The sequence below is a fragment of the Mesorhizobium sp. M1027 genome (genome assembly GCF_040318745.1).
In the GTDB taxonomy this organism is placed as follows: Bacteria; Pseudomonadota; Alphaproteobacteria; order Rhizobiales; family Rhizobiaceae; genus Mesorhizobium.
This window is the reverse complement of record NZ_JAMYMW010000003.1, coordinates 159,046-179,558: the sequence shown is the minus strand read 5'-3', so window position 1 is coordinate 179,558 and position 20,513 is coordinate 159,046. Positions and strand designations below refer to the sequence as shown.

Sequence of the window (20,513 nt, the reverse complement as noted above, 5' to 3'; positions counted from 1 at the left end):
GAATCGGTCTTGTGTGCATCCAAAATTTCTGTCATAAAAATTTAGGACAGTAGTGCTGTCTTATTTTGTCGCACAAAACTGGCCGCATAGGCATATGATTGCGCCTCTGCGGCCGTTTACCGCGAGCGACAGCTAGACAGCCTGACTCTGGCCTGTACGAATACCATATGCGAGCGATGCGGAAAGCCGCACCGTCGGCAAGAATTTCGCAAGACGTGCCGCAAGATTGAAAGGGGAGCCACGCGCTTCCCGACGGAAACCAGCGCCCGAAGGGGACGGAACGGAGGACAGGACGATGACGGACATGACGCCATCTGCGACGAAGGCCGCGCAGACGAAAGCGGCAGCCGTCAAAAATCCGTCCCTGACCAATATTCGGCGAACCAACACCGGCTATGCCGCGCGCGGCCTCTACGATCCGCGCAACGAGCATGATGCCTGCGGCGTCGGCTTCATCGTCAACATGAAGGGCGTGAAGTCGCACCAGATCGTCGAGGACGGCCTTGCCGTGCTCGAAAACCTGACGCATCGCGGCGCGGTCGGCGCCGATCCGCTGATGGGCGACGGCGCCGGCGTGCTGGTGCAACTGCCGGACCGCTTCTTCCGCGAGGAGATGGCCAAGCAAGGGGTCGAACTGCCGAAGCCCGGCCACTATGCCGTCGGCCAGGTGTTCATGCCGCGCGACCCGGAGCTGCAGGCGCATATCGAAGGCATCATCGCCGAGGTGGCGCAACTCGAGGGCCAGCCGCTGCTCGGCTTTCGCGACGTGCCGGTCGACAATTCGTCGCTGTCCAAGGCGCCCGACATCGCCGCTTCCGAGCCGGTGCACCGGCAGGTGTTCCTGGGCCGCGGCGCCGAGATCGAGAACGACGACGATTACGAGCGGCGGCTCTACATCCTGCGCAAGGTCATTTCCGGACGTATCCACGAGGAGACCAAAGGCGTCGACAACGGCTTCTATGTCGTCTCGATGTCGTCGCGGACCATCGTCTACAAGGGCATGTTCCTGGCCTATCAGGTCGGAGCCTACTACAAGGACCTCACCGACCCGCGTTTCGAGACGGCGCTGATCCTGGTCCACCAGCGCTTCTCGACCAACACGTTCCCGTCGTGGAAGCTGGCGCATCCCTACCGAATGGTCGCCCACAATGGCGAGATCAACACGCTGCGCGGCAACGTCAACTGGATGGCGGCGCGCCAAGCTTCGGTCGATTCCGAACTGTTCGGCAACGACATCTCGAAACTGTGGCCGATCTCCTACGAAGGGCAGTCGGACACCGCCTGCTTCGACAATGCGCTCGAATTCCTGACGCAGGGCGGCTATTCGCTCGCCCACGCCATGATGATGCTGATCCCGGAAGCCTGGGCCGGCAACAAGCTGATGGGTCAGGACCGCAAGGCCTTCTACGAATATCACGCAGCCCTGATGGAGCCGTGGGACGGGCCGGCGGCGGTTGCCTTCACCGACGGCCGCCAGATCGGTGCCACGCTCGACCGCAACGGGCTGCGGCCGGCGCGCTACATCGTCACCGACGACGACCGCGTCATCATGGCCTCGGAAGCCGGCGTGCTGCCGGTGCCGGAGGAAAGGATCGTCAAGAAGTGGCGGCTGCAGCCCGGCCGCATGCTGCTGATCGACCTGGACAAGGGCCGCATCGTTTCCGACGAGGAGATCAAGTCGGAGATCGCGACCAGGCACCCCTACAAGAGCTGGCTCGCCAACACCCAGCTCATCCTCGAAGATTTGAAGCCGGTCGAGCCGCGCGCCCTGCGCAGGGACGTCAGCCTGCTCGACCGCCAGCAGGCGTTCGGCTACACCCAGGAAGACACCAAGTTGCTGATGTCGCCGATGGCGACCACCGGCCAGGAAGCAGTCGGCTCGATGGGCACCGACACGCCGATTTCGGCGATGTCGGACAGATCGAAGCTGCTCTACACCTATTTCAAGCAGAATTTCGCCCAGGTCACCAACCCGCCGATCGACCCGATCCGCGAGGAACTGGTGATGAGCCTGGTGTCCTTCATCGGGCCGCGGCCCAACATCTTCGACCTGGTCGGCAATTCGCGCCGCAAGCGGCTCGAAGTGCGCCAGCCAATCCTGACCAATGGCGATCTCGAAAAGATCCGCTCCATCGGTCACACGGAGGACCGTTTCGACACCAAGACGATCGACATCACCTATGCTTCGAATGAAGGCGCGGCCGGCATGCAGGGCGCTATAGACCGGCTATGCGAGCGCGCCGAGGCGGCGGTCGCCGGCGGCTACAACATCATCATACTGTCGGACCGTCAGCTCGGCCCGGACCGCATCGCCATTCCGGCGCTGCTGGCAACGGCGGCCGTGCATCATCATTTGATCCGCAAGGGATTGCGCACCTCGGTCGGGCTCGTCGTGGAATCCGGCGAGCCGCGCGAGGTGCATCATTTCTGCTGTCTCGCCGGCTACGGCGCCGAGGCGATCAACCCCTATCTCGCTTTCGACACGCTGCTCGACATGCACAAGCGTGGCGAATTGCCAGCGGAGGTCGATGCCTACGAGGTCGTCTCCCGCTACATCAAGTCGATCGGCAAGGGCATCCTGAAGGTGATGTCCAAGATGGGCATCTCGACTTATCAGTCCTATTGCGGCGCGCAGATCTTCGATGCCATCGGGCTGAAGTCGGAGTTCGTGCAGAAGTACTTCACCGGCACGGCGACGCTGATCGAAGGCGTCGGGCTGGACGAGATCGCCGCCGAAACGGTCAGCCGCCACACCGACGGCTTCGGCAACGACCCGGTGCTGCGCAACAGCCTCGAGGTCGGCGGCGAATACATGTTCCGCATGCGCGGCGAGGCCCATATCTGGTCGCCCGATGCAGTGGCGACCTTGCAGCACGCCGTGCGCCAAGGCTCGTGGGAGACGTTCAAGGACTATTCCGCCCAGATCGACAGCGAGACGGCGCAGGCGCAGACCATTCGCGGCCTGTTCAAGATCAAGCTTGCGCAAGAGACCGGGCGTAAGAAGGTCAAGCTCGACGAGGTGATGCCGGCGGCCGATATCGTCAAGCGCTTCTCGACCGGGGCGATGTCCTTCGGCTCGATCTCCAGGGAAGCGCACACGACGCTGGCGCGCGCCATGAACGCCATCGGCGGCAAGTCGAACACCGGCGAGGGCGGCGAAGAGGCCGATCGCTATCTGCCGCTGCCGGGCGGCGGCAAGAACCCCGAACGCTCGGCGATCAAGCAGGTCGCCTCGGGACGCTTTGGCGTCACGGCGGAATATCTGGTCAATTCCGACATGATGCAGATCAAGGTCGCGCAAGGGGCGAAGCCCGGCGAGGGCGGCCAGCTGCCGGGCCACAAGGTCGACGCGACCATAGCAAAGGTCAGGCATTCGACGCCGGGCGTCGGCCTGATCTCGCCGCCGCCGCATCACGACATCTATTCGATCGAGGATCTGGCGCAGCTCATCTACGACCTGAAGAACGTCAATCCGGCGGCCGACGTATCGGTCAAGCTGGTCTCGGAAGTCGGCGTCGGCACGGTTGCGGCCGGCGTCGCCAAGGCGCGTGCCGACCACATCACCATATCAGGCTATGACGGCGGCACCGGCGCTTCGCCGCTGACCTCGCTCAAGCATGCCGGCAGCCCGTGGGAGATGGGCCTTGCCGAGACGCACCAGACGCTGGTGCTCAACGGCCTCAGGTCGCGCGTCGCGCTGCAGGTCGATGGCGGCCTGCGCACAGGGCGTGACGTCATCATCGGCGCGCTGCTCGGCGCCGACGAGTTCGGCTTCTCGACCGCGCCACTGATCGCGGCCGGCTGCATCATGATGCGCAAGTGCCATCTCAACACCTGCCCGGTCGGCGTCGCAACGCAGGATCCGGTGCTGCGCAAGCGCTTCAAGGGCACGCCCGAGCACGTCATCAACTTCTTCTTCTATGTGGCGGAAGAGGTGCGGGCGCTGCTTGCCGAGATGGGCTACACCCATCTCGACCAGATCATCGGCGACACCGACCTTCTGGAAAAGCGCGAGCTGATCCAGCACTGGAAGGCGCGCGGACTCGACTTCAGCAAGATGTTCTACAAGCCCGATGCGCCGCACGCGGCGGTGCACTGGACCGAGCGGCAGAAGCATCCGATCGACGACGTGCTCGATCGTAAGCTGATAGAACTGGCAAAGCCGGCGCTCGAAGCCAGGCAGCCGGTCAGCATCGAACTGCCGATCCGCAACGTCGACCGTTCGACGGGCGCCATGCTGTCGGGTGAAGTGGCAAAGCGCTTCAAGCACAAGGGCCTGCGCGAGGACACGATCTCGGTGAAGCTCACCGGCACGGCCGGCCAATCCTTTGGCGCCTTTCTGGCGCGCGGGATTTCATTCGAACTGGTGGGCGCTGCCAATGACTATGTCGGCAAGGGTCTGTCGGGCGGCCGCATCGTCATCCGCCCGCCGGAGAACACGAAAATCGTTGCTGCCGAGTCCATTATTGTCGGCAATACCGTGCTCTACGGCGCAACCGAGGGCGAGGCCTATTTCTGCGGCGTTGCCGGCGAGCGTTTTGCTGTGCGCAATTCGGGTGTCGCCGCGGTCGTTGAAGGGGTCGGCGACCATGGTTGCGAATACATGACCGGCGGTATCGTCGTCGTCATCGGCCAGACCGGCCGCAACTTCGCCGCCGGCATGTCGGGCGGCGTCGCCTATGTGCTCGACGAGGCGGGCGATTTCGCCGAACGCTGCAATATGGCGATGGTCGAGCTGGAGCCGGTTCCGGAAGAGGACGACCTTATGGAAAAGCTGCTCCACCATGGCGGCGATCTCGACCATAAGGGCCGTGTCGACGTATCGGGCGATATGACCAGCCACGACGAGGAGCGGCTCTATCAGCTGATCTCCAACCACGTCCACTACACGGGCTCGGTACGAGGTCGCGAAATCCTCGACGATTGGGCGACTTTCCGGCCGAAATTCCGGAAGATCATGCCGGTCGAATACCGCCGCGCGCTGATCGAGATGGAGCGGATGCGCATGAACGTGGCGGCGGAATAGATTTGGAAATTGCCGGGAGGCCATGCGTCCTGGCAACCATCTTCATCAACAATCCTGACCTCGGACTGAAGGTTGCCACGGCTGCCTTATGAGGTTAACGGGTGCGTCGCCAGGCGTGCCTTCCGGACAGCAGGGACTGGACTATGGGCAAGGTAACAGGATTTCTCGAGATCGACCGGCAGGTGCACAAGTACCAGCCGGCTTCCGACCGCATCCGGCATTTCCGTGAGTTCACGCTGCCGATGTCGGACAAGGAGGTCGAGAAACAGGCCGCGCGCTGCATGGATTGCGGCATTCCGTATTGCCATGGACCGACCGGCTGCCCGATCCACAACCAGATCCCGGACTGGAACGACCTCGTCTACAATGGCGACTGGGAAAACGCGATCCGCAACCTGCATTCGACCAACAATTTTCCGGAATTTACCGGCCGCATCTGCCCCGCACCTTGCGAGGAAGCCTGCACGCTGAACCTCGAGGATATTCCGGTCGCCATAAAGACGATCGAGCAGGCGATTGCCGACAAAGCCTATGAAACCGGCCATATTCGGCCCTATCCGCCGGAACGGAAGACCGGCAAGCGCGTCGCGATCATCGGCTCGGGGCCGGCGGGAATGGCGGCTGCCCAGCAACTCGGCCGCGCCGGCCATGACGTTCACGTCTATGAGCGCGAGAGCCGGCCGGGCGGGCTGATGCGCTACGGTATCCCCGACTTCAAGATCGAGAAGCATTATATCGACCGGCGCATCGAGCAGATGCAGGGCGAAGGTGTCAGCTTCCATTGTGGCGTCAATGTCGGCGTCGACAAGCCGGTCGCCGAACTGCTCGCCGAATATGACGCGGTCCTCTATTGCGGCGGTTCCGAAACACCGCGTCCGGCCAACATCCCTGGCGACGATCTCGACGGCGTGCACGACGCGATGCCGTATCTGGTTCAGCAGAACAAGCGTATCGGCGGCGAGCCGATCCAGTCGGTGGCATGGCCGTCGCGCCCGATCGTCGCCGGCGGCCAGCACGTCGTCGTCGTCGGCGGCGGCGACACTGCCTCTGACTGCGTCGGTACCGCCTTCCGCCAGGGCGCGGTGCGCGTCACCCAGCTCGACATCCGGCCGCAGCCGCCGGAGAAGGAGGACAAGCTGTCGGTGTGGCCCTACTGGGCGACCAAGATGCGCACGTCATCCTCGCAGGCCGAAGGCGCCGAGCGCGAATTCCAGGTGGCGACGCTTGAATTCATCGGCGAAGACGGCCAGCTGACCGGGGTAAAATGCTGCGAAGTCGACGAAAAACGCAAGCCGATCGCGGGCACGGAATTCGTCATCCGCGCCGATCTCGCGTTCATCGCCATCGGCTTTGCCGGGCCAGCCGCTCGCGGGCCGGTCTCGGAACTCGACGGGCAGATGAAGATCGTCACCGACAGCCGCCGCTCGAAGAATGTCGAGGCCAATGACCGGGACTACAGGACCAGCGTCGAAAAGCTCTATGCGGCGGGCGACGTGCGGCGCGGCCAGTCGCTGGTCGTCTGGGCGATCCGCGAGGGCCGCCAGGCGGCGCGTGCCATCGACGAGGCGCTGATGGGATCGAGCGTGCTGCCGCGCTGAGCCCGTTCCGAAACTCTACAGAAACAGGCGCCAGCTTTACTGCCGGATCGCCGTCGTCGTATCGGATGCGGCCGCCGTCGCAGGCTGTGTCTTGGGTGGCCAGGAGAAATCGTCGGCGCGGCCCGGTGAGGCGTCGGGCGCCTTGCCCTCGACGATCAGCCTTTCGCCCGGCAAATTCTTGTCAGCTTTTGCCGGCGGGGCGGCGCCGAGAAGTTCCGAACCGCCGTCCAGCGCCGGATCGCTGAGCAGCATCGGCACTGTGCGATCGACAGCTATCGGCGCGGCAGCAGGTGCCGGCGCCTCGACGGGAGCGCCGGCCGGGGCAGAAGCCGTCACCACGCTTCCCGGCGCGGCCAGCCCCAGGATCTTCATCAGCGGCTTTTCGGTATAGAAGGCGAGCTTGCGCTTGCCGGCCTTCGACATGTTGATGCCGTCGTCGGAGCGCAGGCGCACCGATTGGCCGTTGATGTCCGGTCCGCTGGTGATGAAGGCGCCGTTCTCGTCGACAAACCCGTCCCAGACGTCGACGAATTCGCCGCCGTGGCTTTCGGCGGACGAGCGGAAGATATCGTTGAAGGCCAGCATGTCGGAGGTCATTTTCGAGACCCGGAAGGCCGGCATGCCAACCCACAAATACGGCACCTTGGTTGCGGCGATGGCCTTGCCGAACGCATCGGTCCGGCGCTCGTATTCCTTGGTCCAGTTCTCGGATCGCGGCTGCTCGCGCACATCGCCGACGCGCATCTGCTGCCGGTCGTTGGATCCGAGCATGACGACGACGGCTGCCGGTTTTTCGGCAGCGATCAGGGACTTGATCTGTCCTGGCCAGTTGTAGACATCGTCACGCACGAAGCCGGACGATCCGTTGGCACGGACGACGATCCTGACGCCGGTGTTTTCGGCAAAGGCGGCGTCGAGCCCCTCAGCCAGCCCAGACGCCATGAAATCGCCGACCACCAGAACGACGCGTGCATCCGGCGCCTTCTCGGCCACTGGGCTTGTCGGCTCGGCCGGCGGCGGCCGGCGAACTGACCGGGGCTTTCTCAGCTTGGGCCTAGGCTTTGTTCTCTGGAATTCTCTCTGGAATTCGGGCGGCGGCTGCTCAAACCGCTCGCTTCTGCGCGGAAACAACAGGTCGCGCAGCGACCAGCCACGACTTTCCGGCTCCTGCGCCATGGCCGAGGTATGAAAGGCACTGGCGGCGCCGACTGCCAGAACAGCGATCGCCAGAACCAGAATCGGCACGCGACGAACGATTAACCGGATGCCCGCAGCCGAAACCAATCACCCTCTCCATCCCGTAACTGGCTCTAGTTCTGCCTGAGCCATTTGAGCACTTCCTTGCTCGGATACCCGTCCTGGGTCAAGCCGGCCTTTGCCTGGAAGGCCATGATGGCGGTTTTCGATCCGTCACCGATCTTGCCGTCGAACTTGCCGTCGTAAAAGCCGTGCTCGGAAAGTCGCTTCTGAAGCTCCTGCCTTTCCTCGAAGGAGAGCTTGGTAAACGGTCGCTTCCAGTCCTGCACAAGCCCGCCATAGCCGGCGATTTCGTCGGCAAGAAGGCCCACGGCGAGCGCATATTTGTCGGCATTGTTGTAACGCTTGATGACCGAGAAATTCGTGATCATCAGGAAAGCCGGCCCACCGCGGCCGCCGGGCAGCTTCAACGTCGCCTTGTCGGCACCGTTCTTGAACGGCTTGCCGTTGGCACGGGTGACGCCCAGCGCCTGCCATTGCGACAGCGACTTCGAGCCTCCGGGCAGCTTCTTGCCGTCCGGAAGGCTGACTTCATAGCCCCAGGTCTTGCCTGCCTGCCAGCCGTTCTTCCGCAGCAAATTGGCGGCTGTCGCCAGTGCGTCGGGAATCGAATTCCAGATGTCGCGCTTGCCGTTGCCGTCCATATCGACCGCATAGGACAGGTAGCTGGTAGGGATGAACTGGGTATGGCCCATCGCGCCGGCCCATGAGCCGCTGAGATGGCTTTCGTCGATGTCGCCGGTCTGCAGGATCTTCAGCGCCGCGATCAGCTGGGTGCGGGCAAATTTCGCTCGCTTGGGGTCCGCATAACCAAGCGTCGCCAGCGAGCGCACGACATTGCGCATGATATCATCGCGCTTGAGGGTTTCGCCGTAGTTCGATTCCATCGACCAGATGGCCAGCAGGATGTAGCGGTCGACGCCGTATCTTGCCTCGATCCTGTCCAGCCAAGGCTTCCATTTCCTTGCCATTTGCTGGCCGACGGCGACCGACTGGTCATGGACGCGGTTGTCGAAATAATCCCAGGCGGGTGCGGTGAATTCGGGCTGAGTACGAGCCTTTTCCAGCACCACCGGGTCAGCATCGTTGATGCCCTTGAATGCCTGGTCGTAGACGGAGCCGGAAACGCCGCTCGCCACGGCGGTAGCACGGAAGCTGGCGACCCATTGGCGGAAGCCGGCATCGGCAAAAGCCGGCCCGCTGGGCATGAGCAAAGCAAGCGAGAGGCTGGCGGCCGTCAGGACGCTGGTGAAGCGCCTTGCGGCGTTGCGAACGGACATCTTTTCCTCCTTCTTCATCTCAGGAAGACTATTCATCGCCGAACCCGGTTAGCATTTGGTTTACCATAGGTGCCGTGCGGGGTGAAAAGATGCGTCAATGCTTTATCAGCTGAGATTTATGACCCGCATCAGCTGAGATTTATGACCCGCCGTTCAGTAATCCTCGATTTCGGCATGAAAATGTCTCGAATCGGGATTGCCGAACAGGCATGCAAATGGATAATTGGCACATGAAGAGAGTTCGCAAGGCAGTGTTCCCGGTTGCCGGTCTCGGCACGCGCTTTCTCCCTGCTACCAAGGCCATTCCCAAGGAAATGCTGACGGTCGTCGACAGGCCGGTCATCCAGTATGTGGTCGATGAGGCGCGCGATGCCGGAATCGAGCATTTCATCTTCGTGACCGGCCGCAACAAGGCGGTCATCGAGGATCACTTCGATGTCCAGTTCGAGCTCTACGACACGCTTGCGCAGCGCGGCAAGGACGACCAGCTCGCCCGCCTGCAGCGGCTGCAGCCGGCGCCGGGGCAGACCAGCTTCACCCGCCAGCAGGTACCGCTCGGCCTTGGTCACGCCGTCTGGTGCGCGCGCGAGCTTGTCGGCGACGAGCCCTTTGCGCTGCTGTTACCCGACATGATCATGCAGTCGGAAAAAAGCTGCATGAAGGATATGGTCGAGCTTTACGCCGAGACCGGCAACAACATCGTCGCCGTGCAGGAATGCGATCCGGCCGAGGCGCACAAATACGGCATTGTCGGCCGCGGCGATGACGCACATCACGGTTTCCGCATCACCGGCATGGTGGAAAAGCCGAAGACCGGCACGGCGCCGTCGAACCTCTACATCAACGGACGCTACATCCTGCAGCCTGAGATATTCAAGATACTCGAAGGCCAGGAAAAAGGCGCCGGCAACGAGATCCAGCTCACCGATGCAATGCTGAAACTGCAGAAACAACAGCCCTTCTACGGCTATCATTATCGCGGGCGCACGTTCGACTGCGGCTCGCCCGAAGGCTTCGTCGAGGCCAACGTTGCCTTCGCGCTGTGGCGCAGCGACATGAATGGAAGCATGGCAGGTGTCATTCGCACACTTCTCGACGAACTCGCGCCGTCAGAGCGCCGCGGCCTAGCCTTATAGTGTCAGCACCGGTTGCCGCGCTGGTCGGCGAAAGCGCGCCGCGTTCGACGGGCCTCATGCGACGCACCTAGGTTCTTGTTTTTATGCAAGTCGTTATCGCAAAACCGCTGCACACTTTTGCGCGATATGCATTTAGCGCTGCAACTTCAAGCCAACGAAGATACTGTTGGCCGTGTAGTCGCGCCCAACCAGGTTGCTGGTCAGTTTTTCAGTCCTGGCGCGGGTGGTGAGCCCGGTGTAGCGGTTCAGCCACCACGTCAGCCCTGCCTCGGCGCTCAGCGTCAAATCATGATCGTCGGAGCCGGTATAGTCGCGCCATTCAAGGCCGAGCGCGGCATTTCCGGTCAGGTTGGCGCGGATCTGCCGCTCGCCCGTGAGGCTGCCGGAATAGAGCATGGAGCCGCTTTCGCCCGCATTCGTCGTGTTCTCGGCGGTCGTCTGTGCGGTGAGCCCGATCGTGGTGCCGCGTTCCGGCGACCATTTGAGATCGGCATTGACCGTCGCGCCCGAAATCGCCGGCAGGGCGTCGTCGTCGATAGCTTCGCGCAGCCAGCCGACCGAGAACTCGCCGGTAAGCTTCTCGCGGAGATCGAGCTCGACGCCGGCCCGTGCGCCAAGCCTTGTCGAGGAGCGCTGGAAGCCGTTTGGATCGACGCGCAAATCATAAGCGCGCCGGCCGATCTCGATTTCGGTGAACGGCGTGATGGCAGGCGAGATCTCGTAACCAGTGCGCAAAATGGCCGTGTAGAGCGTCGAGTCGCGGCCCTTCTGCGACAGTGATCCGCCCGACGAAAGCTTAGCGTCGCCAAAGATGTCGTGCTCGACCGCGCCGGTCAGCGCGAAGCGCATCTTGCCGGCATCCTTCTCGACGGCGAGACTGCCGTTCACTGTCTGGCGCACCGGCTGGCCAACGGCGCCGACGACTGCGTCCGGCGCCGAGGCCGATTCGGGCACGGCCTCATAGCCCAGCTTGGCGATAGCGCGCAGATCATTGTCGAGATCGATGTTGAGTGTGCTGTCGATGTGGCCTTGCGCTTCGTGAATGTCATAGCCGGACAAGGTCTCGCGGAAGATGCCATAGCCCTCAACCGTCGCCGAATTCTCCCGCCAATCGGAGACGGCGTTGAAGCGCAGCGTCGTTTCCGACAGCAGGGCCGGCTTGCCGAGGCTGCTCGAATCAGCGTTTGTCGAAGACGTCAGGCCTTGCTCGAGCGTCGGCCGGATCACGAACGAGCCGAGCTTGATGCCGGTGGCGGCGAACGGGTCGTCCTCATTCTTTTTGCTCTGGCCTTCGATGGCTTCGGTGCGCTCGGCGCCGGGGTCGAGCCTGAGCCTTTCGGCGGAATCGATGGTCACCGCACGGCGGTTGGCCGTATCCTGCTCGTCTATGGCGGCGGTATAGGTGTCCTTGGTCGTCGCTGCAGTCGCGGTTCTCTTGCTCGTATGGCTGTCCGTGGTCTCGGCTTCGGCGTTGGCCGCGTTGGCGGCGCGCGTTGCGCTGGGCCGCCGTCGCGGCGGCGGAGCAGGGTTGTCGGGAAATGGGTCGCCGCTGGCCGCCGGCGGATCGAAAGTGCCGCCGGTTGCGGCCGCTTCGCCCGTGCCGTCGTCAGGCAACGCCCCCTGGCTGGCCGGACGATAGGTAGGCAGCGGCGTATTGTCGTTGGGGATTGCAGCCGCCTGGGCGGCTTGGGTTCCAGCCATGCTCGTTTGCCTGATCTTGTACTGCTGGTCGTCCAGGATTGGCGAATCCGAAACCTCGCCGCGCAGCTCGGTTTCCTGGGCGCAAAGCGGTGTCGGGCGCGACAACGCAAAGACAGTGGTTACCAGCAGCAATGCGCGAACCGCCTTGCCCTTTCGTCCCATTTTGTTTTGAGGCTGAAACCCGGACATCGGCACCACTGCTTGCGCGGCGCACGCGCGCCATACTTACGAAACCGTAAATGGGGATGGTTAACGGAGCGTTGAGGGATGGCCCGCCAGGGCGTCCGGGGCGGCAATTCCGTTGGACAGGCGCGCGCCGAAGCGCTAATCGCATCGTCCATGGACGTGAAATCCCCAGACAGGAAGCGGCACGACGGGCAGGCCGCGATTGCCTCGGCGCTGAGAACGGTGGCGACAGAGCAGGCCGGCGTCGCGGCATTGGCCGACGCGCTCGAAAACGGGCTGGCCGAGCCGTTCGCACGGGCCGTCGACATGGTGTCGCAGATCGATGGCCGCGTCATCGTCACCGGGGTCGGCAAAAGCGGCCATATCGGCTCGAAGATTGCCGCAACGCTCGCCTCGACCGGCACGCCGGCCTTCTTCGTTCACCCTGCCGAAGCCAATCACGGCGACCTCGGCATGATCGCCAGGAACGACGCCATCATCGCGCTGTCGTGGTCGGGGGAAAGCCTCGAGCTCAAGGGCATCATCGCCTATTCGAGGCGCTTCTCGATCCCGCTGGTTGCGGTCACTGCGGGCGAAAAATCGGCACTGGCGCGTGCGGCCGACGTGGTGCTTCTGCTGCCGCGAGCACCGGAAGCCTGCCCGCACGGGCTTGCGCCGACGACCTCGACGCTGCTGCAAATGGTGATGGGCGATGCGCTGGCCATCGCGCTGCTCGAGGCACGCGGCTTCACCCCGGACCATTTCCGCACGTTCCATCCCGGCGGCCAGCTCGGAGCCAACCTGACGCAGATCCGCGAGATCATGCATGTCGGCGACAGGCTGCCGCTGGTGTCGTCCGGCACCGGCATGCGCGAGGCAATCCTCGAATTGTCGCGCAAGGGGTTTGGCTGCGTGGCGGTCACTGCCGCGGACGGCAAGCTGATCGGCATCATCACCGATGGTGACATCAGGCGCCATATCGGCAGCGATCTCTTGGCCATGAGCGTCGATCAGGTGATGACCAGAGAGCCAAAAATGGCCGCGCCCGACACGCTGGTGGCGACGGCGCTGCAGACGATCAACGACTCGGCCATTACCAGCCTGATGGTGGTCGAAGGCAGGCGGCCGATCGGGCTCGTCCATCTGCACGACCTGCTGCGTATCGGTGCTGCCTAGTCTGGCGAGTTTTCTAGACCGCCTCGACCGTCAGTTCCAGATCGGTATCAGCGGCACCCGTCACGCGCACCTGCGTGCCGGCCGGGAGGTCGGGGCCGGAGACACGCCACAAGGTGTCGCCCAGCTTGATGCGGCCGCGCCCGTCCTTGATCGGCTCGGCAAGGGTCGCCGTCCGGCCGACCATCTGTGCGCCGCGGCGGTTGAGCAGGGGCTGGTCGGTCTCATCGTGGCGTCCGCCCACCACCCGCTTGCCGACATAGGCCGAGACCAGCGACAGCACGAGGAAGGCGACGACCTGGACCTGCCAGGTCCAGACACCGGCGTCCCAGATGAGCAGCGAGACGACGCCGATCAACAGCGCGGCAATGCCGATCCACAGCATGAAAATGCCGGGCGCGATGACCTCCATCACCAGCAGGATGAGGCCGAGGACCATCCAGCTCCACGGGCCGAGTTCGGAAACAATGCGGTCGAACATGGCCTCAGGTCTCGCTGGGACGAACCACGGGCGGGCGGGCCTGTCGTGCTGGACCGGCGGTGCCTTCGCCCTTGAAAACTTCCCTGGCGATTTCGCCAATGCCGCCAAGCGTGCCGATCAGTGAGGAAGCCTCTATCGGCATCAGCACAAGTTTACTGTTTGTCGCGGAGCCGATCCTGGTCAGCGCTTCGGTGTATTTCAGCGCGACGAAGTAGTTGAGCGCCTGCACGTCACCCTTGGAAATCGCCTCCGACACCACCTGCGTGGCGCGTGCTTCAGCCTCGGCCGATCGCTCGCGCGCCTCGGCGTCGCGGAAGGCGGCTTCCTTGCGCCCCTCGGCCTCCAGAATCTGCGACTGCTTGAGGCCCTCGGCGGCGAGGATCTGGGCGCGCTTATTGCGCTCGGCCATCATCTGGCGGCCCATCGATTCGACGAGATTGGCCGGCGGGTTGATGTCCTTGATCTCGACACGGGTGATCTTGATGCCCCAGGGATGCGCCGCCTCGTCGACGACGCGCAGCAGGCGCTCGTTGATGGCGTCGCGGTTCGACAACAGCTCGTCGAGGTCCATCGAGCCCATGACGGTGCGGATGTTGGTCATCGTCAAATTGAGGATAGCGTTCTGCAGGCCGGCGACCTGGTAGGCGGCCTGCGCCGCGTTGAGCACCTGATAAAAGGCGACGCCGTCGACGGCAACGGTGGCGTTGTCGCGCGTGATGATCTCCTGCGTCGGGACGTCGAGCACCTGCTCCATCATGTTCATCTTGGCGCCGATACGATCGACGAAGGGCATGATGAGGTTGAGGCCCGGGCTCAATGTCTTGGTGTAACGGCCGAAGCGTTCGACGGTATAATTATAGCCTTGCGGAATTGTCCGGATGCCTTTGAAAAGCACCAGCACGACAAGGGCGACAAGAACAAGAAGCGCGATATCGAAACCACTGAAACCCATTTGGCTCTCCCCTCAAAGGCCGGCCACGCCGGACAGTTCCACGCGGCCGGCTTGATCAAACACTTAAGTGTGTTTCAGCAACGTTACAATCAGGTGATCATGGATTGCCGGTGAATAGACGGGTGATCTGTTCAGGCCCAGCCGGACAGCTCGCGCCGCACCATTGCCTCGATCACCGCCATGCCCTCGGTACTGTCGTTGAGGCAAGGGATGTGTGCGAACTTTTCGCCGCCGGCATGATGGAAGGTCTCGGCCGCTTCCCTGCCGATCTCGTCCAGCGTCTCGATGCAGTCGACGGAAAAGCCGGGGTTGACGATGGCGATCGATTTCACGCCTTCGCGCCCTAGTCTTTCGACCGTCTTGTCGGTGTAGGGCTGCAGCCATTCCTGCGCGCCGAAGCGCGACTGAAAGGTGGTGATCAGCTTGTTTTCATCCCAGCCGAGCTTTTCGCGCAGCAGCCGCGTCGTCTCGAGGCAATGGGCTTGGTAGGGATCGCCCTTGTCGGAATAGGGTTTCGGAATGCCGTGATAGGAAGCGATGACAATTTCCGGTTCGAAGTCGAGGTTCGCCAGATGCTTTTCGATCGAACGGGCGAGCGCCTTGATATAGGCCGGCTCGTTGTAATAGGGCGGCACGCTGCGAATGGCCGGGGCGCGGCGCATCTTCATCAGCGCGCGAAACAGCTGGTCGTTGGCAGTCGCAGTCGTCGTCGCCGAATATTGCGGATAGAGCGGGAAAGACAGGATGCGGTCGCAGCCTTGCTCGACCAGTCTCTCGGCCACGCTCGCGGTCGAAGGGTTGCCGTAGCGCATCGCCCAGTCGACAACGACATTGGGGAGGTCGCCGAGCGCGAGCCCGAGCTTCTCGGCCTGGCCGCGGGTGTAGGTGCGCAGCGGCGACTCGTTGCGCTCCCGGTTCCATATCCTGGCATAGTTGGCGCCCGACTTCCTCGGCCGGGTGGTGAGGACCAGGCCGTAGAGGATCGGATACCAGATCGCCTTGTTTAGCTCGATGACGCGTGGATCGGACAGGAACTCCCGGAGGTAGCGCCACATCGGCTTGAAGCCGGTGCCGTCGGGGGTGCCGAGATTGATCAGCATGACACCGACCTTGCCGGTCCTGACCGAAGGGCGCCCTGCCGACGGCGAGGCGGCGGTCTTCTCGGCTTTGATTTCAGCAGGGTTGGCAAGCGTCATGAGGTTCTCCAACACCGCGAACCAACGGTGCCGCGGCGAAAGTAGCGATGCCGCGCCGGTTTTCAAATGCTGCGTCTGGCCGCACCTTATCCCAGAAATGCAACACCCGCCCGGTCTGCCGGGCGGGTGCATTGCGTTCCTGAGGCCGGATTACTTCGACGCCGCCGGGATCGTCAAGGTCGCGCCGACCGGCAGCCGGCGTGGCTCGTAGGCTTTGTTGGCATCGGAGATTATCTTCCATTTGGTGCCGTCGCCATAGGCCTTCACCGCGAGATCCCAATAGGTATCGCCGGCGACGATTACATGGCTGCTTTCGGCCGGTGCCGGCTCAGCCGGCTCGGCAGGTTTTGCCGGCTCGGTTGGCGCCGGTTCACTTGGGGCCGGCTGATTCGGGGCAGGCGCTGTCTCGGCGGGCTTGGCCGGAGCAGGGGTCGCCGGAGCCGGTGTGACGGGAGCCGCAGGTGCCGCCGGCGCGGTTTCCGCCGGGACGGCCGGCGGCGTCTTGGAAATGTCGCCTGAGCCGGCCGGCATTTCGGGCATTGCCGGTTCAGCAGGCTTTACCGGCGCAGCCTCAGCAGGTTTTGGCGGTTCGGCAGGCTTGGCCGGTTCCGCGGCCGGAGCCACGGTCGCGGCGATCTCGGTGATGCGGCCGTCGAGCTTGGGCGTGTAGGGCCGGTGCGCGCCGAGGTAATCGGCGACGACCTGTTCCAGCCCCGGGCCGTAATCATAGGCGTTCTTGGCCTTCTCGGCGAACACCTTATAGCCGTCGCCGCCCTGGCGGACATAGTTGTTGGTGGCGACGAGGTAATCCTTGTCCGGCTTGATCGGCGTCCAGACGCCGCCTTCCATGACCTCGACCGATTTGACGCGTCCGTTAGGCGGCGCCGATTTGTCGAACGCATATTTCATGCCGGCAACCTGCGGAAAGCGCCCGGCGCCGTCCTCGACCTGGCTGAGGCCGCTTTCGAGGCCGGCAACCAGATCCTTGCCGGAGATCTGGAAGGTCGCCAGCGTGTTCTGAAACGGCAGAACGGTGAGAATCTCACCCATGGTGACGGTGCCCTGGTCGATCGAGGCGCGCAAGCCGCCGCCATTCGAGATGACGATCTCGACACCCTGGCCCTTGACCCGGTCGAGGACGGCGTCGGAGACCAGATTGCCCATCTCGCATTCGCGGGCGCGGCAGTTTTCCCGGCTGCCGTCGATCGCCTTGGTGGTCTCGGCGACTTCCTTGTTCTTCAAAGCCTCGATCGGCGCGCCGAGTTCCTTGATGCGGGCAAGCACGGCGGGGTCGGGCGTGATCGATTTGTCGAGATGGATGGGATCGCCGCTGGCCTCTTTGACAACGCCGTTGTCGTCGAACACGACCTTGAGCTCGCCGAGATATTTCGAATAGGACGCCGCCTGGACGACTGGCACTTTGTAGCCGTCCGGATTGTCGACCATCGTCGGATAAGGGCCTTCCGCCTTGGGGTCGGTGTTGGAGAGCAGCGAATGGCTGTGGCCGCCGACCACCACGTCGACGCCCGGGATCTTGGCGATCACGTCGCGCTCGCGCTTGTAGCCGATATGGGTGACCGCGATGATTTTGTTGACGCCCTCTCCCTTCAGTTTCTCGACCTCGGCGGTGATCGACTTGACGTCGTCTTCGATGGCGATGTTCGGGCCAGGCGAGGCAAGCTCCGGCGTGTCGTTGGTGACCGCGCCGACGATGCCGATCTTCTGGCCGCCGACCTCGACCACGATCGATGGCTTGACGCGGTCGCCGAGCTTGGATTGCGCATTGGCCTTCACGTTGGCGCCGAGCACCGGAAACTGGATCATGTCGAGAAACGGCGCCAGCGCCGACTCGCCATCGTCGAACTCATGGTTGCCGAGAGCCTCGGCATCGAACTTCATCTGGTTGAGGAATTCGCCTTCTGTCTTGCCCTTGTAGGTCGTGTAGAAGAGTGAGCCCTGGAAATTGTCGCCGGCGCTGAGCAGCAGCACGTTCTGGCCTTCCAGCTTCTTGCGCTCCTGCGCGATCGCTGTGACGAGGCGGGCGGCGCCGCCGACGCATTCACCCTTGGTCTCCTCCTCGGCCGAGCAGGTCGATTCGTACTTGTTGTTGCTCTCGATGCGGCTGTGCCAGTCGTTGATGTGCAGGATGTTCAGCGTGTAGTCGGCAAAGGATGCCCCTGCCGACAGGCCAAGCGCCGATGCCGACAGCGCGGCGATGGCAGCGATCTTCTTCATTCTCGTCTCCCGGATGACTCGAGTACAGCGCCGCGCGTCATTTGGGACGCGCAAAGGACGCGGTACCATTGTTATTTTGCGCATGATCCTTTCCGAAAATCGACTCCGATTTTCCGGGTCATGCGCAGACGCGTTTAACGCTCTTGTTTGACTTGGATGTAACAGCCCTCTCGGGCCATGTTCACATCGCGTTTCAGTCGATGCAAGCGGAAATCGGCATCAGCTTTGCCGGCGCAAGAAAACGGCGGCTTGAAGCCGCCGCCTTGTGCAAAGTCAATTCGGAATCGAACTTCAGGTGCGCCTGGTCAGCACAAAATTTTGTCCGCTCGCGCTGGTGCAATTGAGTTGGCTGGTCGAGACCATCAAGCAGTTGAAGCTGATCGGCGTCTGGCGGATCAGCGAAGTGCCATGGATCTCGACCGAGGTGCCGCCGGTCATGGTGTAGCTGCCATCGGCAAGCTTCTGGCCGGTGTCGGTGGCGACGGTCGCGAAGCTGCCGCCCTTGAAGGTGGACAAGCCGGTGCCCTGCGCGTCGATCCAGGAGCCTTCGACCCCTTTGGCGGTGATCACCGGTGGCTCGCCCGGGCCGGTGGTGGTGCAGGCCGCCAACGTGACGGCAGCGGCCGCTGCAATGCCAGCCGAAAGCAGTCTTTGCGCAATCGTCATCATCAAGATCCTCTCCTCTCGCATCGGCTCGAAAATCGATCCGATTTTCGGAAAGCACGATGCGCACATTCAAAGTGCTGGAGCGTACTTTGTGCGTCCAAATGGACGCACGTCGCTCTAGGCCGCCCCTCTTCAATCGCCCGATTTCCGGGCGATTGCAAGCTGGCGGAGTGTCGAGGCAACGCTGCTATCGAACGAGGATGTTGCGGAATTGCCACGGGTCTTTGCTGTCGAGGTCCTCGGGAAACAGACCAGGCCGATTGTCGAGCGGTGTCCAGTCCGTATAATAGCTCCTGACCGGCCCGAGATAGGGGTTCTGCACGTCGAGGCAGCGCTTGTAATCCATCTCGTCGGCTTCGACGATGCCGGCCTCCGGATTTTCCAGCGCCCAGACCATGCCCGCCAGCACCGCCGACGTGACCTGCATGCCGGTGGCGTTCTGATAGGGCGCCAGCTTGCGCGCCTCGGCCAGCGACAGCTGCGAGCCGTACCAGTAGGCGTTCTTGGCGTGGCCGTAGAGCAGCACGCCGAGTTCGTCGATGCCATCGGCCAATTCGTTTTCGTCGAGTACGTGATGCACGGGCTGAGCCTTGCCGGCGGCACCGAACATCTCGTGCAGCGACAGAACGGCGTCGTTGCAGGGATGATAGGCGTAATGGCAGGTCGGCCGGTACTGCACCTTGCCCTTCTTGCCATGCAAGGTGAAGAAATCGGCAATCGAAATCGCCTCATTATGTGTCACCAGGAAGCCGTATTGCGGACCGGCCGTCGGGCACCATGTGCGCACGCGCGTGTTGGCGCCGGGCTGCTCCAGAAAGATAGCGGCCTTCGAGCCGTTCTTGTGCTTTTTGGCGTTCTTCGGCATCCACGCCTCGTGCGTGCCCCAACCGAGCTCGGCCGGCTGCAAGCCTTCCGAAATGAAGCCTTCGACCGACCAGGTGTTCCAGAACACGTTCATCGGCTTGGGTTTCTTGGTGCGCTGGGTGTCGCGCTCGGCGATATGGATGCCCTTGACGCCGGCCTTCTTCATCAGCTTGGCCCAGCCTTCGCGATCGTGCTGCGCGGGTTCCGCGAAGTCGAGGCCAAGATCTGTGGCGAGGTTGACCAGTGCCTGCTTGACGAACCACGAGACCATGCCGGGATTGGCGCCGCAGCATGAGATCGCCGTGGTGCCGCCCGGGTTCTTCGCGATTTCGGTACGCACCGTTTCGCGCAGCGCATAATTGGTGCGTGAGGCGTTGTCGGCCTTTTCGTCGAAATAAAAGCCGAGCCAGGGCTCGACCACGGTGTCGATATAGAGGACGCCAAGCTTGCGGCAGAGCTTCATCAACTCAAGCGAGGAAGTGTCGACCGACAGGTTGACACAGAAGCCCTGGCCGCCGCCATTGGTCAAAAGCGGCGTCAGCAGCTTCTTGTAGTTCTTTTTGGTCACTGCATCCTGCATGAAGGTGATGCCGCGCTCGTCGAGCAATTTGCGGTCGGCGTCGCGCGGGTCGATGACCGTCATGCGCGACTTGTCGAATTTGAAATGGCGCTCGATCAGCGGCAGCGTTCCCCGTCCGATCGAGCCGAAGCCGATCATCACGACAGGGCCGGTGATCTCACCGTAAACGGGCCAGTTTTCATTCGCCATTTATCGATTACTCC

At 62.9% G+C, this 20,513-nt stretch carries 13 protein-coding genes; 4 read left to right on the top strand and 9 right to left on the bottom strand.

Going from position 1 to position 20,513, the window contains the following annotated elements; all coding sequences use genetic code 11:
• Window positions 1-295: 295 nt before the first annotated feature.
• Complete coding sequence (gltB, locus tag NKH50_RS07885; RefSeq protein ID WP_352877770.1) at window positions 296-5,026, top strand: glutamate synthase large subunit; 4,731 nt, start codon at window positions 296-298, stop codon at window positions 5,024-5,026.
• A 143-nt stretch (window positions 5,027-5,169) separates the two neighbouring features.
• Window positions 5,170-6,624 carry a glutamate synthase subunit beta gene (locus NKH50_RS07880; RefSeq protein ID WP_254816922.1) on the top strand — a complete coding sequence of 485 codons (1,455 nt, stop codon included), beginning with the start codon at window positions 5,170-5,172 and terminating at the stop codon, window positions 6,622-6,624.
• A 36-nt stretch (window positions 6,625-6,660) separates the two neighbouring features.
• On the opposite strand, the gene NKH50_RS07875 is transcribed toward NKH50_RS07880, so the two are convergent.
• Both NKH50_RS07875 and NKH50_RS07870 read right to left on the bottom strand, forming a co-directional pair.
• Window positions 6,661-7,908 (bottom strand): SGNH/GDSL hydrolase family protein, encoded by a 1,248-nt coding sequence (locus tag NKH50_RS07875; protein ID WP_352877767.1) that lies wholly within the window; start codon window positions 7,906-7,908, stop codon window positions 6,661-6,663.
• A gap of 26 nt (window positions 7,909-7,934) precedes the next feature.
• On the bottom strand, window positions 7,935-9,161 hold the full coding sequence (locus NKH50_RS07870) for a lytic murein transglycosylase (RefSeq protein ID WP_254816924.1): 1,227 nt from the start codon (window positions 9,159-9,161) through the stop codon (window positions 7,935-7,937).
• A gap of 230 nt (window positions 9,162-9,391) precedes the next feature.
• Between NKH50_RS07870 and galU the strand changes: the two genes are divergently transcribed.
• The gene (gene galU / locus NKH50_RS07865) at window positions 9,392-10,297 is read left to right on the top strand and encodes a UTP--glucose-1-phosphate uridylyltransferase GalU (RefSeq protein ID WP_352736997.1); all 906 of its coding nucleotides are present in this window, start codon (window positions 9,392-9,394) and stop codon (window positions 10,295-10,297) included.
• A 132-nt stretch (window positions 10,298-10,429) separates the two neighbouring features.
• On the opposite strand, the gene NKH50_RS07860 is transcribed toward galU, so the two are convergent.
• A complete protein-coding gene (locus NKH50_RS07860; RefSeq protein WP_352877763.1) occupies window positions 10,430-12,187 on the bottom strand; it encodes an outer membrane beta-barrel protein in 1,758 nt (585 codons plus the stop codon).
• Between the two features lie 150 nt (window positions 12,188-12,337).
• On the opposite strand from NKH50_RS07860, the gene NKH50_RS07855 reads away from it, so the two are divergent.
• Window positions 12,338-13,339 carry a KpsF/GutQ family sugar-phosphate isomerase gene (locus tag NKH50_RS07855; RefSeq protein WP_254817072.1) on the top strand — a complete coding sequence of 334 codons (1,002 nt, stop codon included), beginning with the start codon at window positions 12,338-12,340 and terminating at the stop codon, window positions 13,337-13,339.
• A gap of 13 nt (window positions 13,340-13,352) precedes the next feature.
• On the opposite strand, the gene NKH50_RS07850 is transcribed toward NKH50_RS07855, so the two are convergent.
• From NKH50_RS07850 to NKH50_RS07825, 6 genes are all read right to left on the bottom strand, one after another.
• On the bottom strand, window positions 13,353-13,817 hold the full coding sequence (locus tag NKH50_RS07850) for an NfeD family protein (RefSeq protein ID WP_352877760.1): 465 nt from the start codon (window positions 13,815-13,817) through the stop codon (window positions 13,353-13,355).
• Window positions 13,818-13,821: 4 nt separating this feature from the next.
• Window positions 13,822-14,769, bottom strand: coding sequence for an SPFH domain-containing protein (locus NKH50_RS07845; protein WP_254816928.1), 948 nt, complete (start codon window positions 14,767-14,769; stop codon window positions 13,822-13,824).
• A gap of 131 nt (window positions 14,770-14,900) precedes the next feature.
• Complete coding sequence (gene hemH, locus NKH50_RS07840; RefSeq protein WP_352877757.1) at window positions 14,901-15,965, bottom strand: ferrochelatase; 1,065 nt, start codon at window positions 15,963-15,965, stop codon at window positions 14,901-14,903.
• A 150-nt stretch (window positions 15,966-16,115) separates the two neighbouring features.
• On the bottom strand, window positions 16,116-18,200 hold the full coding sequence (locus tag NKH50_RS07835; protein ID WP_352877754.1) for a 5'-nucleotidase C-terminal domain-containing protein: 2,085 nt from the start codon (window positions 18,198-18,200) through the stop codon (window positions 16,116-16,118).
• A 291-nt stretch (window positions 18,201-18,491) separates the two neighbouring features.
• Window positions 18,492-18,866: an outer membrane lipoprotein Omp10 gene (omp10, locus tag NKH50_RS07830; protein WP_254817073.1), complete on the bottom strand. Its 375-nt coding sequence runs from the start codon at window positions 18,864-18,866 to the stop codon at window positions 18,492-18,494.
• 187 nt (window positions 18,867-19,053) lie between these two features.
• Window positions 19,054-20,499, bottom strand: a complete 1,446-nt coding sequence (locus tag NKH50_RS07825) for a homospermidine synthase (protein ID WP_352877752.1) — start codon at window positions 20,497-20,499, stop codon at window positions 19,054-19,056.
• Window positions 20,500-20,513 lie beyond the last annotated feature (14 nt).